General features: G+C 66.0%; 22 protein-coding genes. 7 read left to right on the top strand and 15 right to left on the bottom strand.

Annotated elements, in window-relative coordinates:
* Positions 1-14: 14 nt before the first annotated feature.
* Positions 15-305, bottom strand: coding sequence for an antibiotic biosynthesis monooxygenase family protein (locus tag J2X98_RS02945; protein ID WP_141945765.1), 291 nt, complete (start codon positions 303-305; stop codon positions 15-17).
* A gap of 55 nt (positions 306-360) precedes the next feature.
* Complete coding sequence (locus J2X98_RS02940) at positions 361-834, bottom strand: peptidase (RefSeq protein WP_307304070.1); 474 nt, start codon at positions 832-834, stop codon at positions 361-363.
* Between the two features lie 163 nt (positions 835-997).
* Between J2X98_RS02940 and J2X98_RS02935 the strand changes: the two genes are divergently transcribed.
* Positions 998-1,708, top strand: coding sequence for a ZIP family metal transporter (locus J2X98_RS02935; RefSeq protein WP_141945763.1), 711 nt, complete (start codon positions 998-1,000; stop codon positions 1,706-1,708).
* A 40-nt stretch (positions 1,709-1,748) separates the two neighbouring features.
* Here J2X98_RS02935 and J2X98_RS02930 read toward each other — a convergent pair whose 3' ends face one another.
* The 3 genes from J2X98_RS02930 to J2X98_RS02920 all read right to left on the bottom strand — a co-directional run bounded on the left by J2X98_RS02930 (position 1,749) and on the right by J2X98_RS02920 (position 5,372).
* Entirely contained in the window at positions 1,749-2,585 is an 837-nt protein-coding gene (locus J2X98_RS02930; RefSeq protein WP_141945761.1) for an IclR family transcriptional regulator, read from the bottom strand.
* Between the two features lie 73 nt (positions 2,586-2,658).
* The gene (locus J2X98_RS02925) at positions 2,659-3,915 is read right to left on the bottom strand and encodes an aminopeptidase P family protein (RefSeq protein ID WP_141945759.1); all 1,257 of its coding nucleotides are present in this window, start codon (positions 3,913-3,915) and stop codon (positions 2,659-2,661) included.
* 86 nt (positions 3,916-4,001) lie between these two features.
* Positions 4,002-5,372, bottom strand: a complete 1,371-nt coding sequence (locus J2X98_RS02920; RefSeq protein WP_307304066.1) for an MFS transporter — start codon at positions 5,370-5,372, stop codon at positions 4,002-4,004.
* 324 nt (positions 5,373-5,696) lie between these two features.
* Here J2X98_RS02920 and J2X98_RS02915 point away from each other — a divergent pair, with 324 nt between their 5' ends.
* The 3 genes from J2X98_RS02915 (at position 5,697) to J2X98_RS02905 (ending at position 8,418) form a co-directional block, all read left to right on the top strand.
* Positions 5,697-6,173: a hypothetical protein gene (locus J2X98_RS02915; protein WP_307304064.1), complete on the top strand. Its 477-nt coding sequence runs from the start codon at positions 5,697-5,699 to the stop codon at positions 6,171-6,173.
* Positions 6,170-7,921, top strand: a complete 1,752-nt coding sequence (locus J2X98_RS02910) for a DUF5671 domain-containing protein (protein ID WP_307304062.1) — start codon at positions 6,170-6,172, stop codon at positions 7,919-7,921. The genes J2X98_RS02915 and J2X98_RS02910 overlap by 4 nt, the downstream gene beginning before the upstream one ends.
* A gap of 335 nt (positions 7,922-8,256) precedes the next feature.
* Positions 8,257-8,418 carry a hypothetical protein gene (locus J2X98_RS02905; protein ID WP_160147597.1) on the top strand — a complete coding sequence of 54 codons (162 nt, stop codon included), beginning with the start codon at positions 8,257-8,259 and terminating at the stop codon, positions 8,416-8,418.
* A gap of 39 nt (positions 8,419-8,457) precedes the next feature.
* On the opposite strand, the gene J2X98_RS02900 is transcribed toward J2X98_RS02905, so the two are convergent.
* The 4 genes from J2X98_RS02900 to J2X98_RS02885 form a co-directional block, all read right to left on the bottom strand.
* Positions 8,458-9,162, bottom strand: a complete 705-nt coding sequence (locus tag J2X98_RS02900; protein ID WP_141945749.1) for an SOS response-associated peptidase — start codon at positions 9,160-9,162, stop codon at positions 8,458-8,460.
* Between the two features lie 181 nt (positions 9,163-9,343).
* Positions 9,344-9,592: a hypothetical protein gene (locus tag J2X98_RS02895; protein ID WP_141945747.1), complete on the bottom strand. Its 249-nt coding sequence runs from the start codon at positions 9,590-9,592 to the stop codon at positions 9,344-9,346.
* Positions 9,593-9,695: 103 nt separating this feature from the next.
* Positions 9,696-10,103: an SRPBCC family protein gene (locus tag J2X98_RS02890; RefSeq protein ID WP_307304058.1), complete on the bottom strand. Its 408-nt coding sequence runs from the start codon at positions 10,101-10,103 to the stop codon at positions 9,696-9,698.
* Complete coding sequence (locus J2X98_RS02885; protein ID WP_141945743.1) at positions 10,100-10,414, bottom strand: ArsR/SmtB family transcription factor; 315 nt, start codon at positions 10,412-10,414, stop codon at positions 10,100-10,102. Before J2X98_RS02885 ends, J2X98_RS02890 begins: the two co-directional genes overlap by 4 nt.
* Before the next feature lie 116 nt (positions 10,415-10,530).
* Between J2X98_RS02885 and J2X98_RS02880 the strand changes: the two genes are divergently transcribed.
* From J2X98_RS02880 to J2X98_RS02870, 3 genes are all read left to right on the top strand, one after another.
* On the top strand, positions 10,531-10,890 hold the full coding sequence (locus J2X98_RS02880; protein ID WP_141945740.1) for a VOC family protein: 360 nt from the start codon (positions 10,531-10,533) through the stop codon (positions 10,888-10,890).
* 84 nt (positions 10,891-10,974) lie between these two features.
* Entirely contained in the window at positions 10,975-11,259 is a 285-nt protein-coding gene (locus tag J2X98_RS02875; RefSeq protein WP_307304055.1) for a DUF427 domain-containing protein, read from the top strand.
* Positions 11,260-11,387: 128 nt separating this feature from the next.
* On the top strand, positions 11,388-12,749 hold the full coding sequence (locus J2X98_RS02870; RefSeq protein WP_307304053.1) for an MBL fold metallo-hydrolase: 1,362 nt from the start codon (positions 11,388-11,390) through the stop codon (positions 12,747-12,749).
* Positions 12,750-12,802: 53 nt separating this feature from the next.
* Here the strand turns inward: J2X98_RS02870 and J2X98_RS02865 are convergent, their stop codons facing one another.
* The 6 genes from J2X98_RS02865 to J2X98_RS02840 all read right to left on the bottom strand — a co-directional run bounded on the left by J2X98_RS02865 (position 12,803) and on the right by J2X98_RS02840 (position 21,630).
* On the bottom strand, positions 12,803-13,696 hold the full coding sequence (locus tag J2X98_RS02865; protein ID WP_307304051.1) for a patatin-like phospholipase family protein: 894 nt from the start codon (positions 13,694-13,696) through the stop codon (positions 12,803-12,805).
* Positions 13,697-13,931: 235 nt separating this feature from the next.
* Positions 13,932-14,387 (bottom strand): SRPBCC family protein, encoded by a 456-nt coding sequence (locus J2X98_RS02860; RefSeq protein ID WP_141945734.1) that lies wholly within the window; start codon positions 14,385-14,387, stop codon positions 13,932-13,934.
* A 178-nt stretch (positions 14,388-14,565) separates the two neighbouring features.
* Positions 14,566-15,624, bottom strand: a complete 1,059-nt coding sequence (locus J2X98_RS02855; protein WP_307304049.1) for a metallophosphoesterase — start codon at positions 15,622-15,624, stop codon at positions 14,566-14,568.
* 455 nt (positions 15,625-16,079) lie between these two features.
* Positions 16,080-17,546 (bottom strand): HNH endonuclease signature motif containing protein, encoded by a 1,467-nt coding sequence (locus J2X98_RS02850; protein WP_307304047.1) that lies wholly within the window; start codon positions 17,544-17,546, stop codon positions 16,080-16,082.
* A gap of 329 nt (positions 17,547-17,875) precedes the next feature.
* A complete protein-coding gene (locus tag J2X98_RS02845; protein ID WP_307304045.1) occupies positions 17,876-19,900 on the bottom strand; it encodes an ABC transporter ATP-binding protein in 2,025 nt (674 codons plus the stop codon).
* Positions 19,897-21,630 (bottom strand): ABC transporter ATP-binding protein, encoded by a 1,734-nt coding sequence (locus J2X98_RS02840; protein ID WP_307304043.1) that lies wholly within the window; start codon positions 21,628-21,630, stop codon positions 19,897-19,899. The genes J2X98_RS02845 and J2X98_RS02840 overlap by 4 nt, the downstream gene beginning before the upstream one ends.
* Positions 21,631-21,651 lie beyond the last annotated feature (21 nt).

Raw genomic sequence — 21,651 nt, 5'->3', positions numbered from 1 at the left:
GGATCGAGGGTCAGTCAGAATTCGACGGTTTCGAACTCAAGCAGGTCGGCGCCGGTGGCCACCGGCTTGCGGTCGCCACCGTGCTGTTCGCCGGATTGGCGGTTGCGCCAGTTCTGGTAATCCTCTTCCGTGGACCAGGTGGTGACGACGAAGTAGCGGCTCTCGCCCTTGACCGGTCGGAGCAACTGAAAGCCCTCGAATCCCGGCTGGCCGTCGACGGCGTGCGCACGGCCCGCAAAACGCTGTTCCAGTTCGGGGCCCTTTCCCTCCGGGACGTGGATTGCGTTGATCTTTACAACAGACATGGTCGATGTTCCTTTCTGGGGCGGTTCGGTGCGGGGACAGGGCGGAAAGCAGCGGCTAAGGCAGGTCAGTCAGGCCGATCCCGGCGTCGTCGAGGCAGGGTGACCGTTTGCCGGCCGGGACTCCGGTTGAACGGAGGCAGGTGCATTGAGGCCCTTTCACGCCGGGGAGGGACCGCCATACGAAGCGCTGCATCTTGTTGTACAGGCCGAAGTCCAGGACCGCTCCATCCAGCTTGGGAGCGAGATCGTGGCTTACGCTGATGTCCAATTCGGGCTCCCCGGGCCCCGATTGGGTTTGGTCCCGCTCCCCAGGCATGATGCGGCAGCGCAGGGGCTTACGGGGCAGGGTCCGGGAAAAGTAGAGGCCCTGCTTCCGGCAGCCACCGCCGCCCAGGTAGCAATGAAGCGCCCCACCGAACACGCCCACCATTTCCAGGGCGGAGTCCGTCACGTAGAAGCGGCCGTGCCCCGGGATCTGGACGGTGGACAGGGTGGACAGGGTGGACAGGCCAGGGTCCTCCCGATTCAAGCCACGGGCCTTATCTGCATGCACCCGAACATTATCGCAAGGGATTGTTGGCCCCAAGGGGATTACGGTCCCCGCCGGCCGTGCGCCTGAAACCCGCTGCGCGGGTCCTACGATGGGCGCGGGGGCAAACGGATGGAACGGGGCGGGTGGAATTGTGCAGTCTGTGGAACTGGTTCTAACCCTTGTCCCGGTACTTGCTGCGGGCGCGGCCGGCATATCAGCCACCCTGCGCGCTCCGGGGCCGCGGGCCACCAGCGGACTGCAGCATTTCGCGGCCGGTGTGGTCATCGCGGCCGCAGCCCTGGAACTGCTGCCGGACGTGGTGCGCGAAAGCGGACTGGTCTCAATCGTCGGTTTCGCCGCCGGCATTGCCGTGATGTTCGGCATGCGCGCCCTCACTGGACGTCTTGAAAGACGGACCGGGGCCCGGCAGGCCTCCGGCCTTCCATGGGGGATGATCGGCGCGACAGCCGTTGACTTCTTTATCGACGGGCTCATCCTCGGGGCCGGCTTCACCGCCGGCGGCCATACCGGGGTGCTGCTGTCGATTGCCCTGGCCATCGAGTACCTCTTTGTCGGCTTGTCGTTGGCAGGGGCCCTCGGTACGGAAGCCCGGAGCGCAGTGGTTATTGCGGTCCCCGTACTCCTGTCGCTCCTCACCGTCGCCGGCACATTCCTTGGCCTGTGGCTGCTCGCCGGGGCCACGCCGGTAATACTGGCCGCAGTGCTGGCTTTTGGGGCCGTGGCGTTCATGTACCTGGCCACGGAAGAGCTCCTCGTCGAGGCGCACGCCCAGGGTGAAACCGCCGTCGGCTCAAGCGCTTTCTACATCGGCTTCCTCGCGGTGCTCATGATTGAACAAGCGCTACGCTGACCAGCCCCCATGGAGCGGGGAAAGCCTTGGCCTTCGAGCGTCAGTTTGCCGGCCTGCCACCGAGCCGGGTGGTCACCTTGGCGGCGGCGGCCACGCAGGCGTCGCCCAGGCTCTCGAACTGTTCCCTGGACACCCGGAATCGGGGCGCCGGAATGAGGACGGCGGCCACTACGTCACCGCGGTGGTCGCGGACGGGTGCGGCGACGCCCACCTCGTCCATGGACGATTCGCCGTAGTTCCCCGCCCATCCCCGCTGCGCAACATCCTGGAGCCGGGCTTCGTAAGCCGCCAGTCCGGCGTCGTCCAGTCCCGGGAAGGTGATGGTCCCGCTCCGCAGCAATTCGCGCACCCGCTCGGCCGGCAGCGTGGACAGGAACACCTGGACGGAGGCGCTCATGGCGTCCCGGTAGCGGGCGCCCAGCGGCGTGGTGTGCTTGATCTGGTGGTGGCTGGCGATCTGCTCCACGCAGATGGCTTCGTCCCCGTTCCACAGCATGAGGGCGCTGGTTTCCCCCGTCTGCTCGGTCAATTGCCGCAGCACGGGGTACGCCACCCGGCGTTCCTCCATCTCCGCCAGCAGCGGTCCGGCGACGGCGATGAGTCCCAGGCCCAGGCGGAACCGCTTGGTTTCCGGGTCCCGCTCCACCAGGTTTTCCTGCTCGAAGGTTGCCAGGATCCGGGAGACGCTGCTCTTGTGCATGCCCACGCGATTGGCGATTTCCGTGACCCCCAGCAAGGGTTCGTCCGCGGTGAAGGTGCGCAGGACGGCGATGGCGTTGACGACGACGGAGGCGCCTTTCGCGTCCTGCCCGCCGTTGGTGCCGGATCCGTTGCCGTTGCTGTCGGAGGTCTTTGCAGGAGTCATGGTGGACACCATCTTTCCCTATCGTCTGCGATAGACGCCGAAGGCGGCGCCGTTGTCCACGGCGCCGCCCCGGCTGTTCAGTTGCTTATGCCTCGATGATGTTGTGCTCGGGGCCGAACGGGAACTTGGTGATGTTCTCCACCGAGTTGTCCTCGCCGATGACCAGGATGTCGTGCTCGCGGTAGCCGCCGGCGCCGGGCAGGCCGTCGGCAACGGTAATCATGGGTTCCATGGAGACCACCATGCCGGGCTCAAGGACGGTGTCGATGTCCTCGCGCAGTTCCAGCCCGGCTTCGCGGCCGTAGTAGTGGCTGAGGACGCCGAAGGAGTGGCCGTAACCGAAGGTGCGGTTTGCCAGGAGGCCGTGGCTGATGTAGATCTCGTTGAGCTCGGCGGCGATGTCCTTGCAGACGGCACCGGGCTTGATAAGTTCCAGGCCGCGGCGGTGCACCTCGACGTTGATGTTCCACAGTTCCAGCGAACGCTCGTCCGGCTGGCCCAGGAAGAGGGTGCGCTCCAGGGCCGTGTAGTAGCCGGAGGTCATGGGGAAGCAGTTCAGGGAGAGGATGTCGCCCTGCTGCAGCTTGCGGGTGGTGGCCCAGTTGTGGGCGCCGTCGGTGTTGATGCCGGACTGGAACCACACCCAGGTGTCGCGGACTTCGCGGTGGGGGAACGTCCTGGCGATCTCGTGCACCATCGCCTCGGTGCCGATCAGGGCCACTTCGTATTCGCTGATGCCCTCACGGATCGCGTTGCGGATGGCTTCGCCGCCCAGGTCGCCGATGCGGGCGCCGTGCTTGATGACCTCGATTTCCTCGGCAGACTTGATCATGCGCTGGCGCATGGCATCCTGCGATACGTCGAGCAGCTGGGCGCCCGGGAAGGCTGCGGAGATCTTCTCGCGGGTCAGGCCGGGGAGGAAGTCGTCCTCGACGCCGATCCGGTTGGCCCTGACCCCGCGCTGGCGCAGGGCCTCCTGCAGGCCAAAGTAGAAGTTGTCGCGGCGCCAGTCGGTGTACACGATGTTCTCGCCGTAGGAGGTGCGCCACGGCATGCCGGCGTCGATGTTGGCGGTGACCGTGACCGAGTCGTCGGCGGTGACCACCAGGGCGTAGTTCCGGCCGAACGTGGTGTAGAGGAAGTCGGAGTAGTACTTGATGCCGTGGTAGCTGGTGAGGATGACGGCGTCCAGGTCCTTTGCGGCCATGATCCGGCGCAGGCCGCCCAGGCGGCGCTCGAACTCCGCGTCGGAGAACGTCAGCTTGCCCTTGGAGCCGATGTGGAGGACCTTGAGGCGCTCGAGTTCGGCGATGGAGGACGCGTTGTCAGCGGTGATGGTCACGGGTGTGCCTTTCTAATGGGTGCCGGCTGCTGTTGTGCAGCCGGTGTTGGTTTGCGTAGTGAGGTTGGCTTGTGGAGACCCCTTGGTCAGAGGTGCCTGAGTGGCTTCCGCGAGGTTTCGGCGGCAAACAGCACGGCCATCAGGGAGACAGCGGAGGCGGCGACGAGGTACCAGCCGGGGGCCAGCTTGCTCTGGGTCATGCCGATGAGCAGGGTGGCCATGAACGGCGCGGTCCCGCCGAACAGCGCGTTGGAGAGGTTGAAGCTGACGGCAAAGCCGCTGTACCGGACCTTGGTGGGGAACAGTTCGGCCAGGAAGCTGGGCAGCGTGCCGTCGTTGAGGGTGAGCATGCCGCCCAGCAGGATCTGGACCAGGACAATCACCAGGAAGTTGCCGGTGTCCAGCAGCATGAACGCCGGGACTGTCAGGAGCATGAACAGCACTGACGCGGTGATCAGCATCCGCTTGCGGCCGAAGCGGTCGGATGCGATGCCGGTCAGGAAGATGAAGCCGATGTAGCTGGCCAGGGCGATGGTGGTGGCGAGGAAGGACTCGGTGGGCCCAAAGCCCAGTTCCTCGGACAGGTAGGTGGTCATGAAGCTGAGGATGACGTAGAAGCCGACGGCGTTGAGCAGCACCGCCCCGCAGGCGATGATGAGCTGCTTCCGGTAGGTCCGGAACATGTCCAGCGCCGGCGCTTTGGGGGCGGACTCTTCCTGCTCAGCGAGTGCGCGGAAGGCCGGGGTGTCTTCGAGCTTGGTACGGATGTAGCGGCCGATCAGGCCCATGGGAGCAGCCAGGAGGAACGGCAGCCGCCAGCCCCACTCGTGCAGCTGGTCCGTGCTGAGCACCGAGCTGAGGAGTGCCGCGATCAGTGAGCCAAGGAGCAGGCCGGCAGCAGTGCTGGCAGGAACGACGGCGGCGTAGAGGCCGCGGCGGTTGGCCGGCGCGTATTCCACCAGGAAGGCAGAGGCCCCGGCGTACTCCCCTGCCGCGGAGAAGCCCTGGACCACGCGGACCAAGAGCAAGAGGACCGGGGCCAGCATGCCGATGGTTCCGTAGCCGGGAATGAGGGCGATGCAGAACGTGGAGACGGACATGATGACGATTGACAGGGACAGGGCCTTGCGCCGGCCCAGCTTGTCGCCGATATGGCCCCAGAAGAAGCCGCCCAGGGGACGGACGAAGAACGAGATGGCAAAGACGGCGAAGGTAGCCAGCAGCGCGGTCTGACGGTCCGCTTCGGGGAAGAAGACTGAGGAAATGACTGCGGCCAGGTAGCCGTACACCGCGTAATCGAACCATTCGACGAAGTTGCCGATGAAGCTGGCAGTGACCACCCGGCGTCGTAGGTCTTTGCTGGCCACAGCGCTGTCCGTGCCCTGGCCTGCCCGGCCCGAAGGGTTGGCGTCAGCGGCAACCACTCCTGCCCCGGGTGAGTTTTGTTCGGTACTCATGAAACCACCAATAAAAGTTGGAGTTGCACTGCTTGCAACGTGGTTGTTTCAAGATAGGCCGTGACGCGCAACACAGTCAAGAGTTTTCCGAAACGCTCTACAGCGCTATTTCCAACAGAAGGGCTCATGGCAGCGACCGGGCAGCATCCATCGAACGGCACGAAGTAGTTGCGTTTGAAGCAACGAGGTTGCTTTTTTCAGCAACGCGCGTCGTCTCTGCGGGTGGCGCTGTACCTTGCGAATTTCCGTGTGCAGTCCCCGGCCTTCCCACATACGGGCCAAAAGACACGGGCGAACACCCCCTGCATGCCCCATACTTCCCCCATGGACGACACCACGGCGGCGGACCGCCGAAGACCCGACAGAATCCTGCTCGCTCTGGTGGGCGTGGTGGTGGTGCTGGTGGTGGTGGCCCTGGCAGTGGTCTTCACCCGGGGCGGGCCTGCCCCGCTGGATGAGTCAAGCCCCGCCGGCGTGGTCCAGCGGTACAGCAAAGCAGTGATCGACGGCGACCTGACCGCCGCCGGGTCCTACCTCACCGAGGGTGCCAGGAGCCGGTGCAGTGGGAACTACCCGGGCGAGCCGAGGCCAGCCCGCGTGGTCCTGGTTTCGACGACGGAACGCACCGATTCAGCCACCGTGAGGGTTTCGATCGTGCATTCGTCCCAGGGCGGACCGTTCGGCCCGTCCGAGTACGAGACAGAAGACGCCTTCTCGCTCCTCAAAGTTAATGGGAAATGGATGATCGACCAGCCGCCCTACCCGCTGGTGGCCTGCGCCGTAGCGCCGGTGAAGCAATGAGCTCCCCCGCAGCCACCACAGCCCCCGCCCCGGCCGGCGGACTGGCAACCCTCCGCCGCTTGATCCTGTATGTCCTGCTGTTTGCCCTGGTGGTGATCGCAGCGTCGGGACTCAGCGGCCTGCTGGAGCGCCTCTTCCGCACCACGTCCACGCTGGTCTCCGGCGACGTCGCCGGACTGGCCCTGTCGCTGGCCTTCACCCTGATCGGCGGCCCGCTGGCGTTGCTGCTGTGGTGGTTCGTTTGGCGGCGGCTTGACGACGAGGCAGAGCGCAGGGCGCCAGGCTGGGGCCTCTACCTGACCGGAATGTACGCGGTCTCGCTCATCATCGCCACCACGTCGCTCCTGGATCTTGCCTCCTCTTTCATTGGCACGCAGGAAAGCCAGTGGCCGTCCCCACTGGCCAACGGAATAGTCTGGGCGGCGATCTGGTGGTGGCACCGGTGGATGTGGAAGCACCCCCGCAAGCCGTCATCGCACCTCGAGGACGTGAGGGCCGTCATCGGCTCCGTCTTTGGGCTGCTGCTGGGCGCCGGCGCTGCCATCGCCGCACTGAGCGTCCTCCTGGACATTGCGATCCGCGGTTTTACGGCAACGGCCGCCTTTGAACCCTGGTGGTTCGACGTCATCAGGTCCCTCATCTGGGCGGCCGGCGGAGCGGTGGTGTGGTGGTGGCACTGGTTCCGGGAGGGCGGCCGCAGGTTCCAGACCGGACTGGTGGACGTAACGATCATTGGCGTGGGCGTCTTCATGGCCGGCATCACCGCCCTGGGAGGGCTGGGCGTGATCCTGTTTGTCCTCCTGCGGCTGGCATTCGACCGCAGCGCCCCCATCAACGACCTGCTGGAGCCACTCGCCCCGGCCATCGCCGCCGTGGCCATCGGGGCACTGGTGTGGCGCTTCCACCGCACCGCCTCCGTCCACCGCTCCACCCGGACCCGGCGTGCCAGCCTCCTGGTCACGTCCGCGGCGGCACTGGCCGCAGCGGCCTCCGGTGTAGGGGTGGTGGTGAATGCGCTGCTGGCGGCCGCTGTCTCCCCGCTGGCCGGAGGTGCCACCCGGACCCTGCTCCTTGGCGGCCTCAGTTCACTGGCGGTGGGGGCACCGGTCTGGTGGCTGGCGTGGAAGCCCCGCCACCAGCCGCGGACCGCCGGGGACATTCCGCCGGGCCGCCGCGTCTACCTGGTGGCATTCTTTGGCGTCAGTGCCGTGGTGGCGCTCATTACCCTGCTCGTCATCGGCTACCGGCTCTTCGAGTACCTGCTGGGCGACGTTTCCGGCGGCAGCCTGCTGGACCGCGTCCGCGCACCGCTGGGCCTCCTGGTGGCGGCGGGGCTGGTGGCGGGCTACCACTTTGCCCTGTGGCGGCACGACCGCGCCCTGCTCGCAGCCGCAGCCCCCATCCGCAAGAGGGTCATCGAACGGATCACCCTGGTCAGTGGTTATCCGGCCGGCATCGTGAACCCCGAGGCCTTCGCGCGCGGGATCACGGAAGCCACCGGGGGCGCCAAGGTGACCACCTGGCTAAGGGCGGACGACGGCGGCCCCGGACTTCCGCCGTCGTCCGCCCCTTTGCCGGGGGTTGCGGAGGCCGTCACGCAGGTTGCGGCTGCCTTGGAGGGGGTCGCAGCGCAATACGTGCTGGTGCTCGCGGGACCTGGATCCCGGGTGGAGGTCATTCCGCTGGCGGCGGCCGGCAGCGCTGCCGTTAGCGGCAGCCCGGCACCTGGCCGGGTCCTCCGCCCCTAGCCGGCTGGCGGAGCCCCACCTAGCGTTGGTCCTGGCAAAGGAGGCAAGGAAACCTACCCGGCGCTGGCCGTTCTTCCCAGAGGTCCCGCCATCACGCTCTGCGGCTCCACGAACAGCCACTCTCTGGCCCGAAATTCAGGGCAAGGCCGACGCTCTCGCCACCTTCTTCAGTACTGTTTTCCCGCGTGCCGGAAGGTAGATCGAAAGGTGGCAGTGGGCCAGAGCAGCGCCGTTGCTCAAGATTTGCGAAGTTTATCCCGCCAGTGGATTAACCCTCTTCCCTGCGCCTCAGGCGGTCCCTAGGGTTGGCACACAGGTTTTGCCAAGGGGGACATATGAAAAGCTCGGCCGAAGGTCTTCAGGACACCACCAACCCGGATGCCCAGCAGGTTGCTGCGCCTGACCCGCTGGAGGGCCACAACGTGGCGGAGTGGACCTCGGACTGCCTTCTGACGCTGCGAAGCCCCATCCGCTTCACCCGCGCCGACTGGCCCTGAAGCCACGGCTGGCAGGGATCCGGCCTCCGGAACCCGGTGTCACTCGGCCGGTTCGATCAGTTCCGGCCCGTCATTCCGTACGCTGTTGACCCTGGTGCTGACCACCCGGGGCGTCAGGACGGGCTCGGGCAATGAGTCCAGCAGGTGCTGGATGTCGTTCTTGTCCGTCAGGTCCGGGTTCAGCCAGTCAGCAAAGCGGTCGCGGGGAATGATCACCGGCGACCTGTCGTGGACGTGCCCCAGCGCGTCCTGTGCGGTGGTGGTCAGGATGGTGCAGCTGAGAAGCCACCTGCCCGGGTCATCCTGGGGCACGGACGGGTCGGCCCACCACTCGTACAGGCCTGCGAAGCCCAGCACCGGTTCCTTCTCGGAGTACAGGTAGTTGGGAATCTTCTTGCCGTCCTCCGTCTTCTGCCACTCGTAGTAGCCGTCAGCGGGAAGAATGGCGCGCCTTTTCACGGCCGCCTTGCGGAACGAGGGCTTCTCCAGAATGCTCTCGCTGCGGGCGTTGATCAGTTTGTTGCCGATCTTGATGTCCTTGGCCCAGGACGGGACCAGGCCCCAGTGGGCCACGAGCAGGTGCCGCTCGATGGCGCCTTCGTCCAGCCGCTCGGCCACTATCGGAACCGGCTCCGTGGGGGCCACATTCCAACTGGGCGGGGGCGGGGTACCCTCGACTTCCTTGGCATCAAAGTAGCTCAGAAGGTCGCCGGTGGCCTTGGACATTACGTATCTGCCGCACATACGGCCATTCTGCCGGACGCGGCCCTGGTCAGCGGTTACCCCGGCCCGGCAGCATCATCCTGGGTGCAAAGGGGCGGGCCACCTGGACCACCGGTATGACCCCTGGGGGCCATGCGCCCAACACGGCCAGCGCACTGGTCCAGGTCGTTACCCGCCGTTTCAGGCCCGCCCGGCTCAGGGGTTAGCTGGAGGCTTCGCGCTCGATTTCCTCGGCGAGGTCGTCCACTTCTTCGGGCCGGACCTGGATGCCCGCTTCCTCGAAGCGTTCCTCAAGGACATGGCTGACGTCGTCCTGGACATGGCCCAGCTGAATGTCGTGCCGGACATCCTCGGCGATGGCCTCAGGCGTCTCCTCGTGGTCGGTTCCGGCCACGATCCCGTCGTTGCCGTCAAAGGGGTCGTTGGCGCCGCCGGCTTCGGAATCAGTCATACTCCATCGTTACCCTTCACCGTCCTTCAGTAAACGGGCGGAAGGAGCCTGGGTGGGCGTTCGACGGCGGCCGCTTCCCCCCGTCGTACACCCACCCACTGCCTCAGGAGACTTGGGCGAGGATGCCGTCGAGGCGGCCGAGGAGTCCCGTCCAGCCGTTGCCCATGCCCTCGATCGCGTGGCGGCCCATGGGGGTGTCGAGCTGGAAGCCTGCGTGCTCGAAGTGGAGGATGGTGGCGCCGTCCACCGGTTCCAGGCGCCAGGTGATGGTGGTGTCCAGCTGGCCTTCGGAGAAGAGGAAGCTGATGGAGGTGCCGGGGTCCACGGTGAGGACTTCGCACTGCTGCCGGCCCCAGGCGTCCATGTCCATGGTGAAGCGGTGGCCCACTACGGGGGCGATGTTGCCCGGCGCCCACCAGCGTGCCAGCAGCTCTGGCGTGGTCAGCGCCGCCCAGACCGCCTCCATGGGGTGGGCGTAGCGGCGTTCCAGCCGGATGGCGTTCTCGGTCATGATGGTTTCTCCTCGTCCAAAAGGTCTGCCAGGGCGTCCAGCCGCTGGTTCCAGTAGTGCTCGAAGTGCTTTACCCAGCCGCCGATCTCGGCCAGACCGGCGGGCTGGAGGTGGTACACCCTGTTCCTGCCCTGACGCTCTTCCCGGACCAGTCCTGCTTCGCGGAGCACTGCGAGGTGTTCGGATGCTGCCGGCCGGCTGAGGTCCAGCAGGCCGGTGAGTGCGCCGGCCGTCCTGGGACCGTGCCGGAGCTCGTCCAGGATGACGCGCCGGGCCGGGTTGGACACGGCGGCGAAGACATCGGGAAGCACCCCTAAAGTATACGTCGGATATTTCCGACGTATCAATCGTTGGCTGTTCAGGTATTGTTCTCGCGCTATGCAGGCGGGTCTAGCGGGGCCGCATCTGCCGGGTTTAGGCTGGCCCGATGTTGACTATCGGAACCCTTGTCCTCGGCGTCAACGACATTGCCGCCGCCACCAGCTTCTGGCATGACGCTCTCGGCTATGTCCCCCGGGAAGAAGGTGACGATACGTGGGTGACCCTTGCGCCGGCGTCGGGCCCTGGCGCGGTACTGTCCCTGATGCTCAGCGAAACCCCTGTGCAGGAGCACCCGCGGATCCACTTGGACCTGTATGCGGATGACCAGGAGGCGGAGGTGGAACGGCTCGTCTCGCTCGGCGCCAAGCGCGTCGACTGGGACATGTACCCCGAGGATCCCGACTTCGTGGTCCTCGAGGATCCGGACGGAAACCGGTTCTGCGTCATCGACAAGAGCCCGGAGTAGGGCGCCGCGGGAACACGGCCGCCGACCCCGCCGTTGGGATCCGTACCGTCACGATTCTGTGGCGGCAGCGACGGAAGGAACCTCATGGTCAGGGCTATCTGGAACGGGAAAGTCATCGCCGAGTCCGCGGACACCGTGGTGGTGGAAGGGAACCATTACTTTCCGCGCGACGCCGTCAACGCGGCCTACCTTCGGGAGAGCACCAAGAACACCTTTTGTCCCTGGAAGGGGACGGCCAGCTACCACACGCTGGAAGTGGACGGCGAGCTGAACGATGCCGCGGCCTGGTACTACCCGGAGCCCAAGGCGCGCGCCAGGCACATCGAGGACCGGATCGCGTTCTGGCGCGGCGTCACCATCGAGGAATAGCTGGACTGAAGCGGGCGACGGCGGGTGGGGACGGGGCGTCGTCCGCTTCAGTTTGCGGGGTACCGGCCGCGTTAAGCGCGGGGTAACGTGACGATCAGGTGAGCACCCATTCGAGGAGGAATTGGGACATGGAAGTCGTCACGATCGAAACGCCCCAGCTTGGTGACCGCACATACCTGGTCCACGACGGGGAGGTGGGTGTGGTCATCGATCCCCAACGCGACACCGACCGGGTAGACAAGGCTGTGGCGGATGCCGGGGTGAGGATCACGCACGTCGCGGAAACCCACATCCACAATGACTATGTGACGGGCGGCCTGCAGCTGGCCACCGCGCACAACGCTGCCTACCTGGTCAGCGCGGAGGACGACGTCCCGTACCAACGGCAGCCGGTTTCGGACGGTGACACCGTGCACGTCGGGCGGCTGGTCCTCAGAGCGGTGGCGACGCCCGGCCACACGCACCACCACCTTTCCTACATCATCACCGACGGTGACCGGCAGGCCGTGTTTTCCGGCGGCAGCCTGCTCTACGGCTCCGTGGGACGCACCGACCTGGTAAGCGCGGAAGACACCGAGCCGCTGACCCACCACCAGTACGCCTCGGTACGCCGCCTGGTGGAGGAAGCCGGAAAGGACGCTGGCCTCTACCCCACCCATGGCTTCGGTTCCTTCTGTTCATCAGGACCGGCCAGTGGAGCGGAAGCCTCCACCATCGGCGAGCAGCTGGCGGAAAACCATGCCCTCACAGACCCCGACGAAGAGCACTTTGTCCGCGAACTCATCCACAACCTCACGGCATACCCCTCCTACTACGCGCACATGGCTCCCATCAATATGGCCGGGCCCGCGGCGCCGGACCTGGAGTTGCCGGACTCGCTGGACGGGGATGAGCTGGCCTCCCGGCTGGGGCGCGGTGAGTGGGTGGTGGACCTGCGGAACCGCATCGCGTTTGCCGGCAACCACCTCAGCGGGAGCGTCAGCTTTGAATATGGCGACGGTACCCAGTTCACCGCTTTCCTGGGCTGGGTGCTCCCATGGAACGAGAAGCTGACCCTCGTGGGCGAGCGGCAGGACGTGGAGGACGCCATCCGGGATCTATCCCGCATTGGCATCGACAACCCGGACGCAGCCATCGGCGCCGGCCCCGCGGAAGTGGCACCGGGGGCGGCCACCTCCTGGTACGAGAGCGTGGGCTGGAAGGAAGTCCTGCAGAAGCCCGGGGATGACACCGTTTTGGACGTCCGGCGCACCGATGAGTTCCAGGACTCCCACATCCGGGACGCCGTGAACATCCCTGTTCACGAGCTGCTCCGGCGAATGGACGAAGTCCCTCCGGGGCGGCTCTGGGTGCACTGCGGCTCGGGATACCGCTCGGCTGTGGCGGCAAGCCTCCTCCAGCGCGCCGGCCGCGACGTGGTCCACATTGACGGGAACTTCCACAGGGCAGAGAAAGCCGGCCTTCCGGTGGTATACCCGAAGGGAGACTGACGACGACGGGTGGGCGCCCGCCGTCGTCAGCTTTGCCCGGCGCCCCCTTGTGGTCAGCACCAAAATTGCGAGAGGTGTCCGGTCAGGGCCTTGCCTTGGTTGTAGCCGGCCTGTGCAGCAGCCGGGCGCAGGGACAGGTTCATCGCGTTGGGCCCGAACATGTGCTCAGCTTCGCTGTCCGGGAAGATGGTTTCCACCCTGCTGCCGGCTGCCCGCAGTTCCTCCACCTGCGCTGACAGCTGCATGCCCCATTCCAGCGGCATCCGCGTTCTCCCCCCGAAGGGTGACAGCACCAGCACGCGTCCGCAGCCGGCAGCCAGGTCGGCGTTCTCGTTGCGCCGGTAGCCGCCGTCGATGTAGCTGTTGGTCCCAATCCGGTAGGCGGAGGCGCTGGAACAGCTCGCCGCCACGGCGTCCACCAGGGCCACGCCGCTGTGACAGTCAAAGACCACCGGTTTACCGGTCTTTGCGTCGACCGCAGTGATGAGCAGCTCGTGATCCGGCCATTCGGGTTTCGGCAGCCGTGCCGCGACGGCGGAGCGCCACCGCTCCGAGGCGTCAAAACCTTCGGCCAGGTCCAGGGCGGCCGCACCCATCCTCCGGCGCATGTCGGGCGCGTTCTCGGAGGCGGCGATGATCCTGCCGGTCCGCTCCAAATGGCTTGGGACCGGATTGCCGGCAGCTGCCGCTGCCGCCGGGTGGGGCCGTTGCGGGAGCGGTGCGTTAAGAATGGCGGCATAGAGTTTGGCCGGGGTGGCACCAGCGATCTGGGCGGCCGCGGTGGATCCGGCGGAGGTTCCGATGACGCGATCGGCGCCCGTCACGTCCAGGCCGGCATCGGCCAGGCCGGCGAGGATGCCGATCAGCCATGCGTTGCCTGTTGATCCGCCGCCGCCAAGGACGAGGGCGCGTTGGGAGGAGGCCTGTGAAGATGGTGTTGAGTTCATTGGGAGTCGCCTTTCGCGAATAGCCTGTTCGGCGCTCCCGGTGGCGGCTAGTTCAGTCGCGCGATCGTGGGCTGCGAGGGAGCACCCATTGCGGACACTGCGTTCATGGGTCTCACCTCCTGGGGACGGGTCACGATCAGGGGAATCCTGACACACCGGCCACGGGGTCCGCAACAGGTACAGGAAGGGGACGACGGCGGGTACCCGCCGTCGTCCGCCCACCCTGGCTTCTTTCCTAGACTTCGCCGCGCCAGCCGCCCGTTTCAGTGCCGCGGGACTCAAGGAAATCCTTGAACTTCCGCATGTCGGCCTTCACCTGCATCTCGTCGATCTTGAGTGCCGCGCCGGCCTTTTCAGTAACGGTTTCCGGCGCCCATTCGAAGTGGACCTTAACCTTCGTGTGGTTGGCATCCAGCGGCGTGAACCTGATGATGCCGGCGTGCGACTTGCCGTCGATGCTGCGCCAGGCGATCCGGTCGTCAGGCTCCTGGTCGACGATTTCCGTATCGAACTCCCGCCTGACGCCGCCCACGTTGGTGATCCAGTGGTTGGTGGTGTCCGTCAGTTGCGTAATCGACTCCACGCCGGACATGAATTTCGGAAAGGATTCGAACTGGGTCCACTGGTTGTACGCGGTCCGCACCGGGACGGCGACTTCAACGGTCTCTTCTACCTCTTGAACGTGTGCCATCTGCTGCCTCCTTCTATTGGACGGCCGCATCAGCGGACCGGCAAGGCTTGCCATCCTGCCGGTCAGGCAGCCGCCACCCTTGCACGATAAGTCCGCCCATCATCAGTGTCCAGACCTAAAAGCGGGAAGGGGTCGACGCCGGGCGGGTACCCGCCGTCGACCCCTTCCCGTTGGGTGCCTACTGGCTGAAGGGGATCTTTTCCCAGCTCAGGACGGCGCCTCCCTTGGCGTTGTTGCCGGCCACAGAGAAGCGGACGTAGTCCACGGCGTTGTTGGCGCCGTCCACGGTGATGCGCTTCAGGTTGTCCGCGGCGGGTGCGCCGTAGATATCCAGCCAGGGCGAGCCGGCGGCGAGGGGCTGGTTTGCCGTGAAGATGTGGCTGTCGCCGTTGATGAGGTAGACGGGAGCGTCGAAGCTATTGGTCTCCTCGACGATGGCCTGCACGACTTCCCGGAAGCCGGAGACGGTCTCCGGGTTGGCGGTGGCGTCGGCGAGGAGCGACGGATCGAACATGTCGGCCTGCTGCATCAGCACCACGGCGCGGTCGTTGCTGCGCCTGGCGTCCTCGAACGTCTGGTGGATCTGCGCGATGACGGCGTCCGTCCGGTGCTGCACCTCGGCCAACTGTTCCGGCGTCGGGGTGCTCTTGCCCAGCCCGGTCCACGGCAGGAGCGAATTGTTGCTGCCCTGGACGTTCAGGGCGGAGAAGGCCACCCGGTTCTTCTCGAAGCGGACATCCTCGGGGAGCCCCAGGTTCTCCTGCGACTTCACCGGCATGGTGGCGCCGAGGGTCTTGCCGGGTTGGTTGAAGAAGACCTCCCGGATCTTGGCCAGGCGTTCCAGGGGGTTGTAGGCGCCATTGTTGGTGCGGTGGCAGTCCACCCACTCGTTGTCCCCGGGCGTGTAGACCAGCGGGTGGGTGAAGGTGTCGAACTGGGCGCGGATGTAGGAGAAGTACTCGTCAGAGCAGAGGGAGGAGCCGTTCTTGATATCGCCCACGTGTGCTACAAACTTGAGGTCCTTGTCCGCGTTGAGGTCCTGGATGTGCGAGGGGAACTTGGCGATCTCGGCGGCGCCGTACGGGATGTCGCCGATGGCGGCGAAGGTGAAAGCCTGGTTGCTGTCGCTGGTGTTGTCCGCCGCGTGGGCTGATCCGGCGAAGGCGGGCTGGAACGCGAGGAGGCCGAACGCCAGGGTGAGTGCCGCCGTCGTGGTTTTCATTGTCTTTGAGGGCATGGGATGGTCCTGTTTCTCGTGGGCTCTGGGCTGGCGGTGAACTGGGCTGGGCCGGACCCGTATGTGCCGGGCTGGACTGTTCCCGGCAGGACCGGGGTGTAGGCGCAGCGGGCTGAGGCGTCGCGGGCGGCAAGGAGTCGCGGGCGTTAAGGAACTGTTGGAGGGCGGAAGGGTGCGTGAAAAGAATGCTCTGCCTGCCGTAACGGTTTGCGGCGCCACGGTGGCTGGCGGGTGAACGGGAAGGGACAACGAGCTCGCGCGTCAGCTGGGCAGAGCTCGTGCGTCTGCTGGGCGCGCCTGCGGTTCCGAACGTCAGCCGGCATGCCGACAGCGCCGGCACGTCGGCACGTCGGCACGTCGGCAGGACACACAGGACCGCCCCCGCGTGCCGCGGGCAACGCAGCTACTGGCTGCTTACGGGCGTCAATTTGCCACGCGCGGGTTTGATGCAGCGGCTACGAGGCCACGAGGAAGTCGACGATGACTGCCTCCAGCGGACTGCCTTCTTTTGGCAGGCAGCCGGTTTCGGGCAGGCAGCCCGGGGGCCAGAGTGTTGGTTCCCGGTCCGGTTGTTCGGCGTTGTAGTGACGGCCGGCTGGCGAGATCCAACCGGGTGGCTCATTCATGGCAGCCGGACCGGGGCTCCAGCCGCTCCAATGCTTGAGTCGATGGTGTTTGGGACACACCTGTCCGAGGTTGCTGATGCCGGTGGCGCCTCCGTGCTCCCAGGCTAAGAGGTGGTCCGCCTCATTGTCCTGGCTGGGGTTGCTGCAGCCGGGGAAGGTGCACTTTCCGTCGCGCATGCGCAACCACCGCTTGAGTGCCTCCGGGAGCCGGTAGCTGATCCGGCCAATTTCAAGCGGCGCCCCGTCGCGGGGGTCCACCAGGACGCGGTAGAACGAGCTGGCGCCTTCCGAAACGAGTGCGCGCGCCATCGATGCCGGGATGGGACCGTAGTTGTCGAGTTCGGCGGGTTCGTCCGTGGCACCGAGGAGGGAAAAGACCGGAACCGTGACCAGCACATCTGCCCTGAGGGATGGCACAGACCCGGCCAGCTCACCCGAATTCCCCAGCAGCAAACCGGCGGCCACATCGGCCCTGAGCTGGGTCAGGGTGCGCGGTTCATCAGGTCCCTGCAGTCCACGCGCCATGGCAGACGTCTTGTTCCAAATGGCAGACGCCGTGTCCGCAGCCAGGCAGAGCGAGATCCATGCCATCCCATCGCGGTCCGGCGAGTACTCCATCCGCCGGTCTTCAACCGACTTCGCGTGCCTGCTTTGGAGGGATTCCGGATGATGGCGCTCCCGCCAGGCACGCACCTTCCGGCGGAAGCGGGCCGGTGCCAGCTCCCCCGCGGCGGCACCCCTGGCCGCATTCGGTGCGTCCGGGTCCAGGAAGTGCGCCTCGAGTGCGGCAGCGGCGGGAGTGCCGAGACCGCTGGTTTCGTCGACGATGATCCGGGCGTGCTGCCATGAAATCTCCCCGGCCTGCAAGGCATCCAGTGCCGCCGGCAAGGCTGTGGTCAGCGCGTGGGCCTCCCCCAGCAGTGCTGCTGCGGCGCGTTCCCCAACAGTCAGCACGCAGGCGATTTCCGCGACCAGGCTCACTTCGCGCGCCGACGACTCATACGCGCTTTCCGCCGGCGCTTCCATGGCAGCCGCTGCTTCCGCATACTCGGCGAGCAGGCGCATTTTGACGGCTGCAGTGGCAGCTTCGATCCGGGCCACGACGCCCAGGCCGTCCAGGCGGGACCCGGTAAGTTCCCGCAGCGGATCATGACTGTCGACGCCGTGAGCACTATCCGCAGCTTCCGAAGAAACGCGCAGGACTCCGGTCAGTTCGTCCACCATCGCAGTCAGGGACGTGACGGCATCGGCCAGACCGGCCCCGCCTTTCGCATCCACAATCGCCCTGGTTTCCATAAGCACAGCCTGACACGAGGGTCTGACATTTTGAGTTCGCCGCCTATGGCCCCCGCACATGGGGTCCTCGAATCCGTGCTTCGTAGCGTTGGCAACGAATCCCGTCCGAGCGCTCTCGATGAGTCTTTCGGCTCTACCAGCCGCTCGAAGAAGATTTCGTGAGATGGTCTGGACTCTGGCCGTCTCAGAAATCCGAATTGAAAGCAGGAAGCGATGATGATTTCGGCTAAGACCCTCACCCGCTCGGCGACCGCCCTTGGTATCAGCGGAGCCCTTGCGCTAATCGCATCACCTGCTATGGCAGCCAGTGGAGGTGCGAAAGACAGGGGTTAGACCTCTGCCACAGGCGCCGCGAACTGGGCCTCATACAGCCGCGCATAAGCCCCACCGGCGGCGAGCAGTGATGCATGGTTCCCCTGCTCCACGATCTGCCCGTTCTCCATCACCAGGATGAGGTCGGCGTCGCGGATCGTGGACAGGCGGTGCGCGATCACAAAGGACGTCCGGTCGGATCGCAGGGCACTCATCGCTTTCTGCACCAGCACCTCCGTCCGGGTATCCACCGAGGACGTCGCCTCATCGAGAATCAAAACAGACGGCTGGGCCAGGAACGCCCGGGCAATCGTCAGCAGCTGCTTCTCGCCAGCGGACACGTTGGACCCTTCATCGTCCAGCACGGTGTCGTACCCCTCGGGCAGGGACTTCACGAACCGGTCCACATACGTCGCCCGGGCAGCCTCCAACACATCCGAGGAGGAAGCAGTAGGCCGCCCGTACGCGATGTTGTCCCGGATGGTCCCGCCGAACAGCCACGTATCCTGCAGCACCATCCCCATACGCGAGCGCAGGTCGTGCCGGGTCATGGTGGTGATGTCCACGCCGTCCAGCGTGATCCGGCCGCCGTCCAGCTCGTAGAACCGCATCATCAGGTTCACCAGCGTGGTCTTGCCCGCCCCGGTGGGCCCGACAATGGCAACTGTCTGCCCCGGCTCCGCCACCAGGGACAACCCCGAAATCAGCGGCTTGTCTGGCGAGTACGAGAAGGACACATCCTCAAACACCAGCCGCCCCCGCCCTGCACCATCCGGGCTCTGCAACGCGGCACCCACAGGATCCGCGGACTGCTCCTCCGTATCCAGCAGCTCGAACACACGCTCGGCTGAGGCAACCCCGGACTGCAGCAGGTTCGCCATGGACCCCAACTGCGCCAGCGGCTGCGTGAACTGCCGCGAGTACTGGATGAAGGCCTGCACATCGCCGAGCTGCATCGCCCCGGACGCCACCTGCAGGCCGCCCACCACGGCGATCCCCACGTACACCAGGTTCCCGATGAACGTCATGGCGGGCATGATCAGGCCGGAAATGAACTGCGCCCCGAAGCTCGCCTCATACAGCTCCGCGTTCTTCTGCCGGAACCGCTCCCCCACCTCGCGCTGCCGCCCGAAGACCTTCACCAGCGCGTGCCCGGTGTAGGTCTCCTCGATCTGCCCGTTCAGCTCCCCCGTGTTGGTCCACTGCTGCACGAACAGCTTTTGCGAGCGCTTGGCGATCAGCGTGGTGATCCCCAGGGTCAGCGGAATGGTCACCAGCGCGATCAGCGCCAGCGTGGGTGACAGGATGAACATCATCACCAGCACGCCCACCACGGTCAGCACCGACGTCACCGCCTGGCTGATGGACTGCTGAAGGCTTTGCGAGATGTTGTCCACGTCGTTGGTCACCCGGCTGAGCAGCTCGCCGCGCTGGATCGAATCGAAATACCGCAGCGGCAGGCGGTTGATCTTCGCCTCAATCTGCTCGCGCAGCCCGAACACCGTCCGCTGCACCACGCCGTTGAGCACATACGCCGTCCCCCACATGAACGCCGACCCCAGCACATACAGCACCAGCGCCCACGTCAGCACGCTGGCGAGCGCAGCAAAATCAATGCCCGCGCCCGGCGTCAGCGTCATGGCGCTGAGCATGTCCGCCTTCTGGTTATCCCCCGACGCCCGCAGCATCGCAACCAGCTGTGCCTGCGTCATCCCCGGCGGCAACTGCTTGGACACCACGCCTGAGAAGATCAGGTTGGTGCCCTCGCCCAGCAGCCGCGGCCCGATCACCTGCAACACCACCCCCGCCACGGCCATGAGCAGCACCAGCAGCAGCCAGAACCGTTCCGGCCGCAGCGTGGCCAGCAGGCGTTTGGCGGAGCCGCTGAAGTTCATCGCCTTCTCCGCGGGCACATTCATCCCGGCAAACGGCCCGCCGTGACCGGGGCCGCCGCGCGGCCTGGGGATGCGTACGACGGCGGCCTGGCCGGGTCCGGAGGCGCCCGTGGCTTTGGTGCCGCGCGGAGTGGGTCCGTGGCTCATACCGTCTCCTCCGCTGCCAGCTGGGACGAGACAATCTCGCGGTAGGTCCCGGATGTCTCCAGCAAATCATGGTGCGTTCCCTGCGCAACGATCCTGCCGTCGTCGAGCACCAGGATCTGGTCCGCATCAACGATGCTGGACACGCGCTGGGCGATGATCACCATGGTGGCTCCCGCAATGTTGCGCTTGAGCGCCTGGCGCAGCCGGGCGTCGGTGCCCGTATCCAGGGATGAAAACGAGTCGTCAAAGATGTAGAGCTCGGGCCGCTTCACCAGGGCCCGGGCGATGGCCAGCCGCTGCCGCTGCCCACCGGAGACGTTGGTGCCGCCCTGCGAGATGGGCGCATCCAGCCCCTCCTCCATCAGTTCCACGAAGTCTTTGGCCTGGGCAATGTCCAGCGCGTCCCACAGTTCGTCCTCGGTGGCGTCCGGGTTTCCGTACAGCAGGTTGCTGCGAACGGTCCCGGAAAACAGGTAGGGCTTCTGCGGGACCAGGCCGATGTGTCCCCACAGGAGGTCCGGGTCCAGGTCCCTGACATCCACGCCGTCCATGAGCACCGCTCCGGAGGTGACGTCGAAGAGCCGCGGCATCAGGTTCACCAGGGTGGTCTTGCCGGAGCCGGTACTGCCGATGATCGCCGTGGTCTGCCCAGCACGCGCGGTGAAGCTGATCCCGGAAAGGACGGGCTGGTCGGCACCCGGGTAGGCGAATCCGACGTCGCGCATTTCCAACTCACCGCGCCGGACCGCACTGGTTACCGGCCGCTCGGGCGGCATCACACTGGAACTGGTCCCCAGCACCTCGCCGATGCGGTCCGCCGATACGGACGCACGCGGAATCATCACCGCCATGAACGTGGCCATCATGACCGACATCAGGATCTGCATCAGGTAGCTCAGGAATGCGATCAGGGTGCCCACCTGCATGGAGCCGTCCTCGATCCGGAACGCGCCGAACCAGATCACCGCCACGCTGGAAACGTTCAGGATCAGCATGACCGTGGGGAACATAAGGGCCATCAGACGGCCTGCGCGGAGGGCAACGTCGGTGACGTCCGTGTTGGCGCCGGCGAACCGTTCAGTTTCCATGTCCTCGCGCACGAACGCCCGCACCACCCGGATGCCGGTGAGCTGCTCGCGCAGCACCCGGTTCACGGTGTCGATCCGGGCCTGCATCTTGCGGAACAGCGGCACCATCCGCGTGACAATCAGGCCGACGGCGATGAGCAGCACCGGGACGCACACGGCAATGAGCCAGGACAGCTGGGCGTCCTGCCGGATGGCCATAATCACCCCGCCAATGCTGAGCATGGGGGCCGCCACCATCAGCGTGGCCGACATCAGCACCAGCTGCTGCACCTGCTGCACATCGTTGGTGGAGCGGGTAATGAGGCTTGGCGCACCGAACCGGCTGACCTCCTGCTCGGAGAACTGCCCCACCCGCTCGAAGATGGCGCCGCGCAGGTCCCGGCCCAGCCCCATGGCCGCCTTGGCACCGAAGTACACGGCAACCACTGCACACACGATCTGCGCCAGCGTGATCAGCAGCATGACGCTGCCGGTCGACAGGATATAGCCGGTATCGCCCCGGGCAACGCCCTGGTCGATGATGTCGGCATTCATCGTGGGCAAGTACAGCGACGCGATGGACTGAGCCAGCTGGAAAACCACGACCGCGGCCAGCAGCGGCCGGTGCGGCCGCAGGTATTCGACAAGCAACTTCCAGAGCATACGCAAAAGCCCTCACCCGAC

Origin of the sequence: Pseudarthrobacter enclensis, from assembly GCF_030811655.1 — a bacterium.
GTDB lineage: Bacteria > Actinomycetota > Actinomycetes > Actinomycetales > Micrococcaceae > Arthrobacter > Arthrobacter enclensis_A.
The sequence above is the reverse complement of the archived record's forward strand: the minus strand, read 5'-3'. Positions and strand labels throughout refer to the sequence as shown.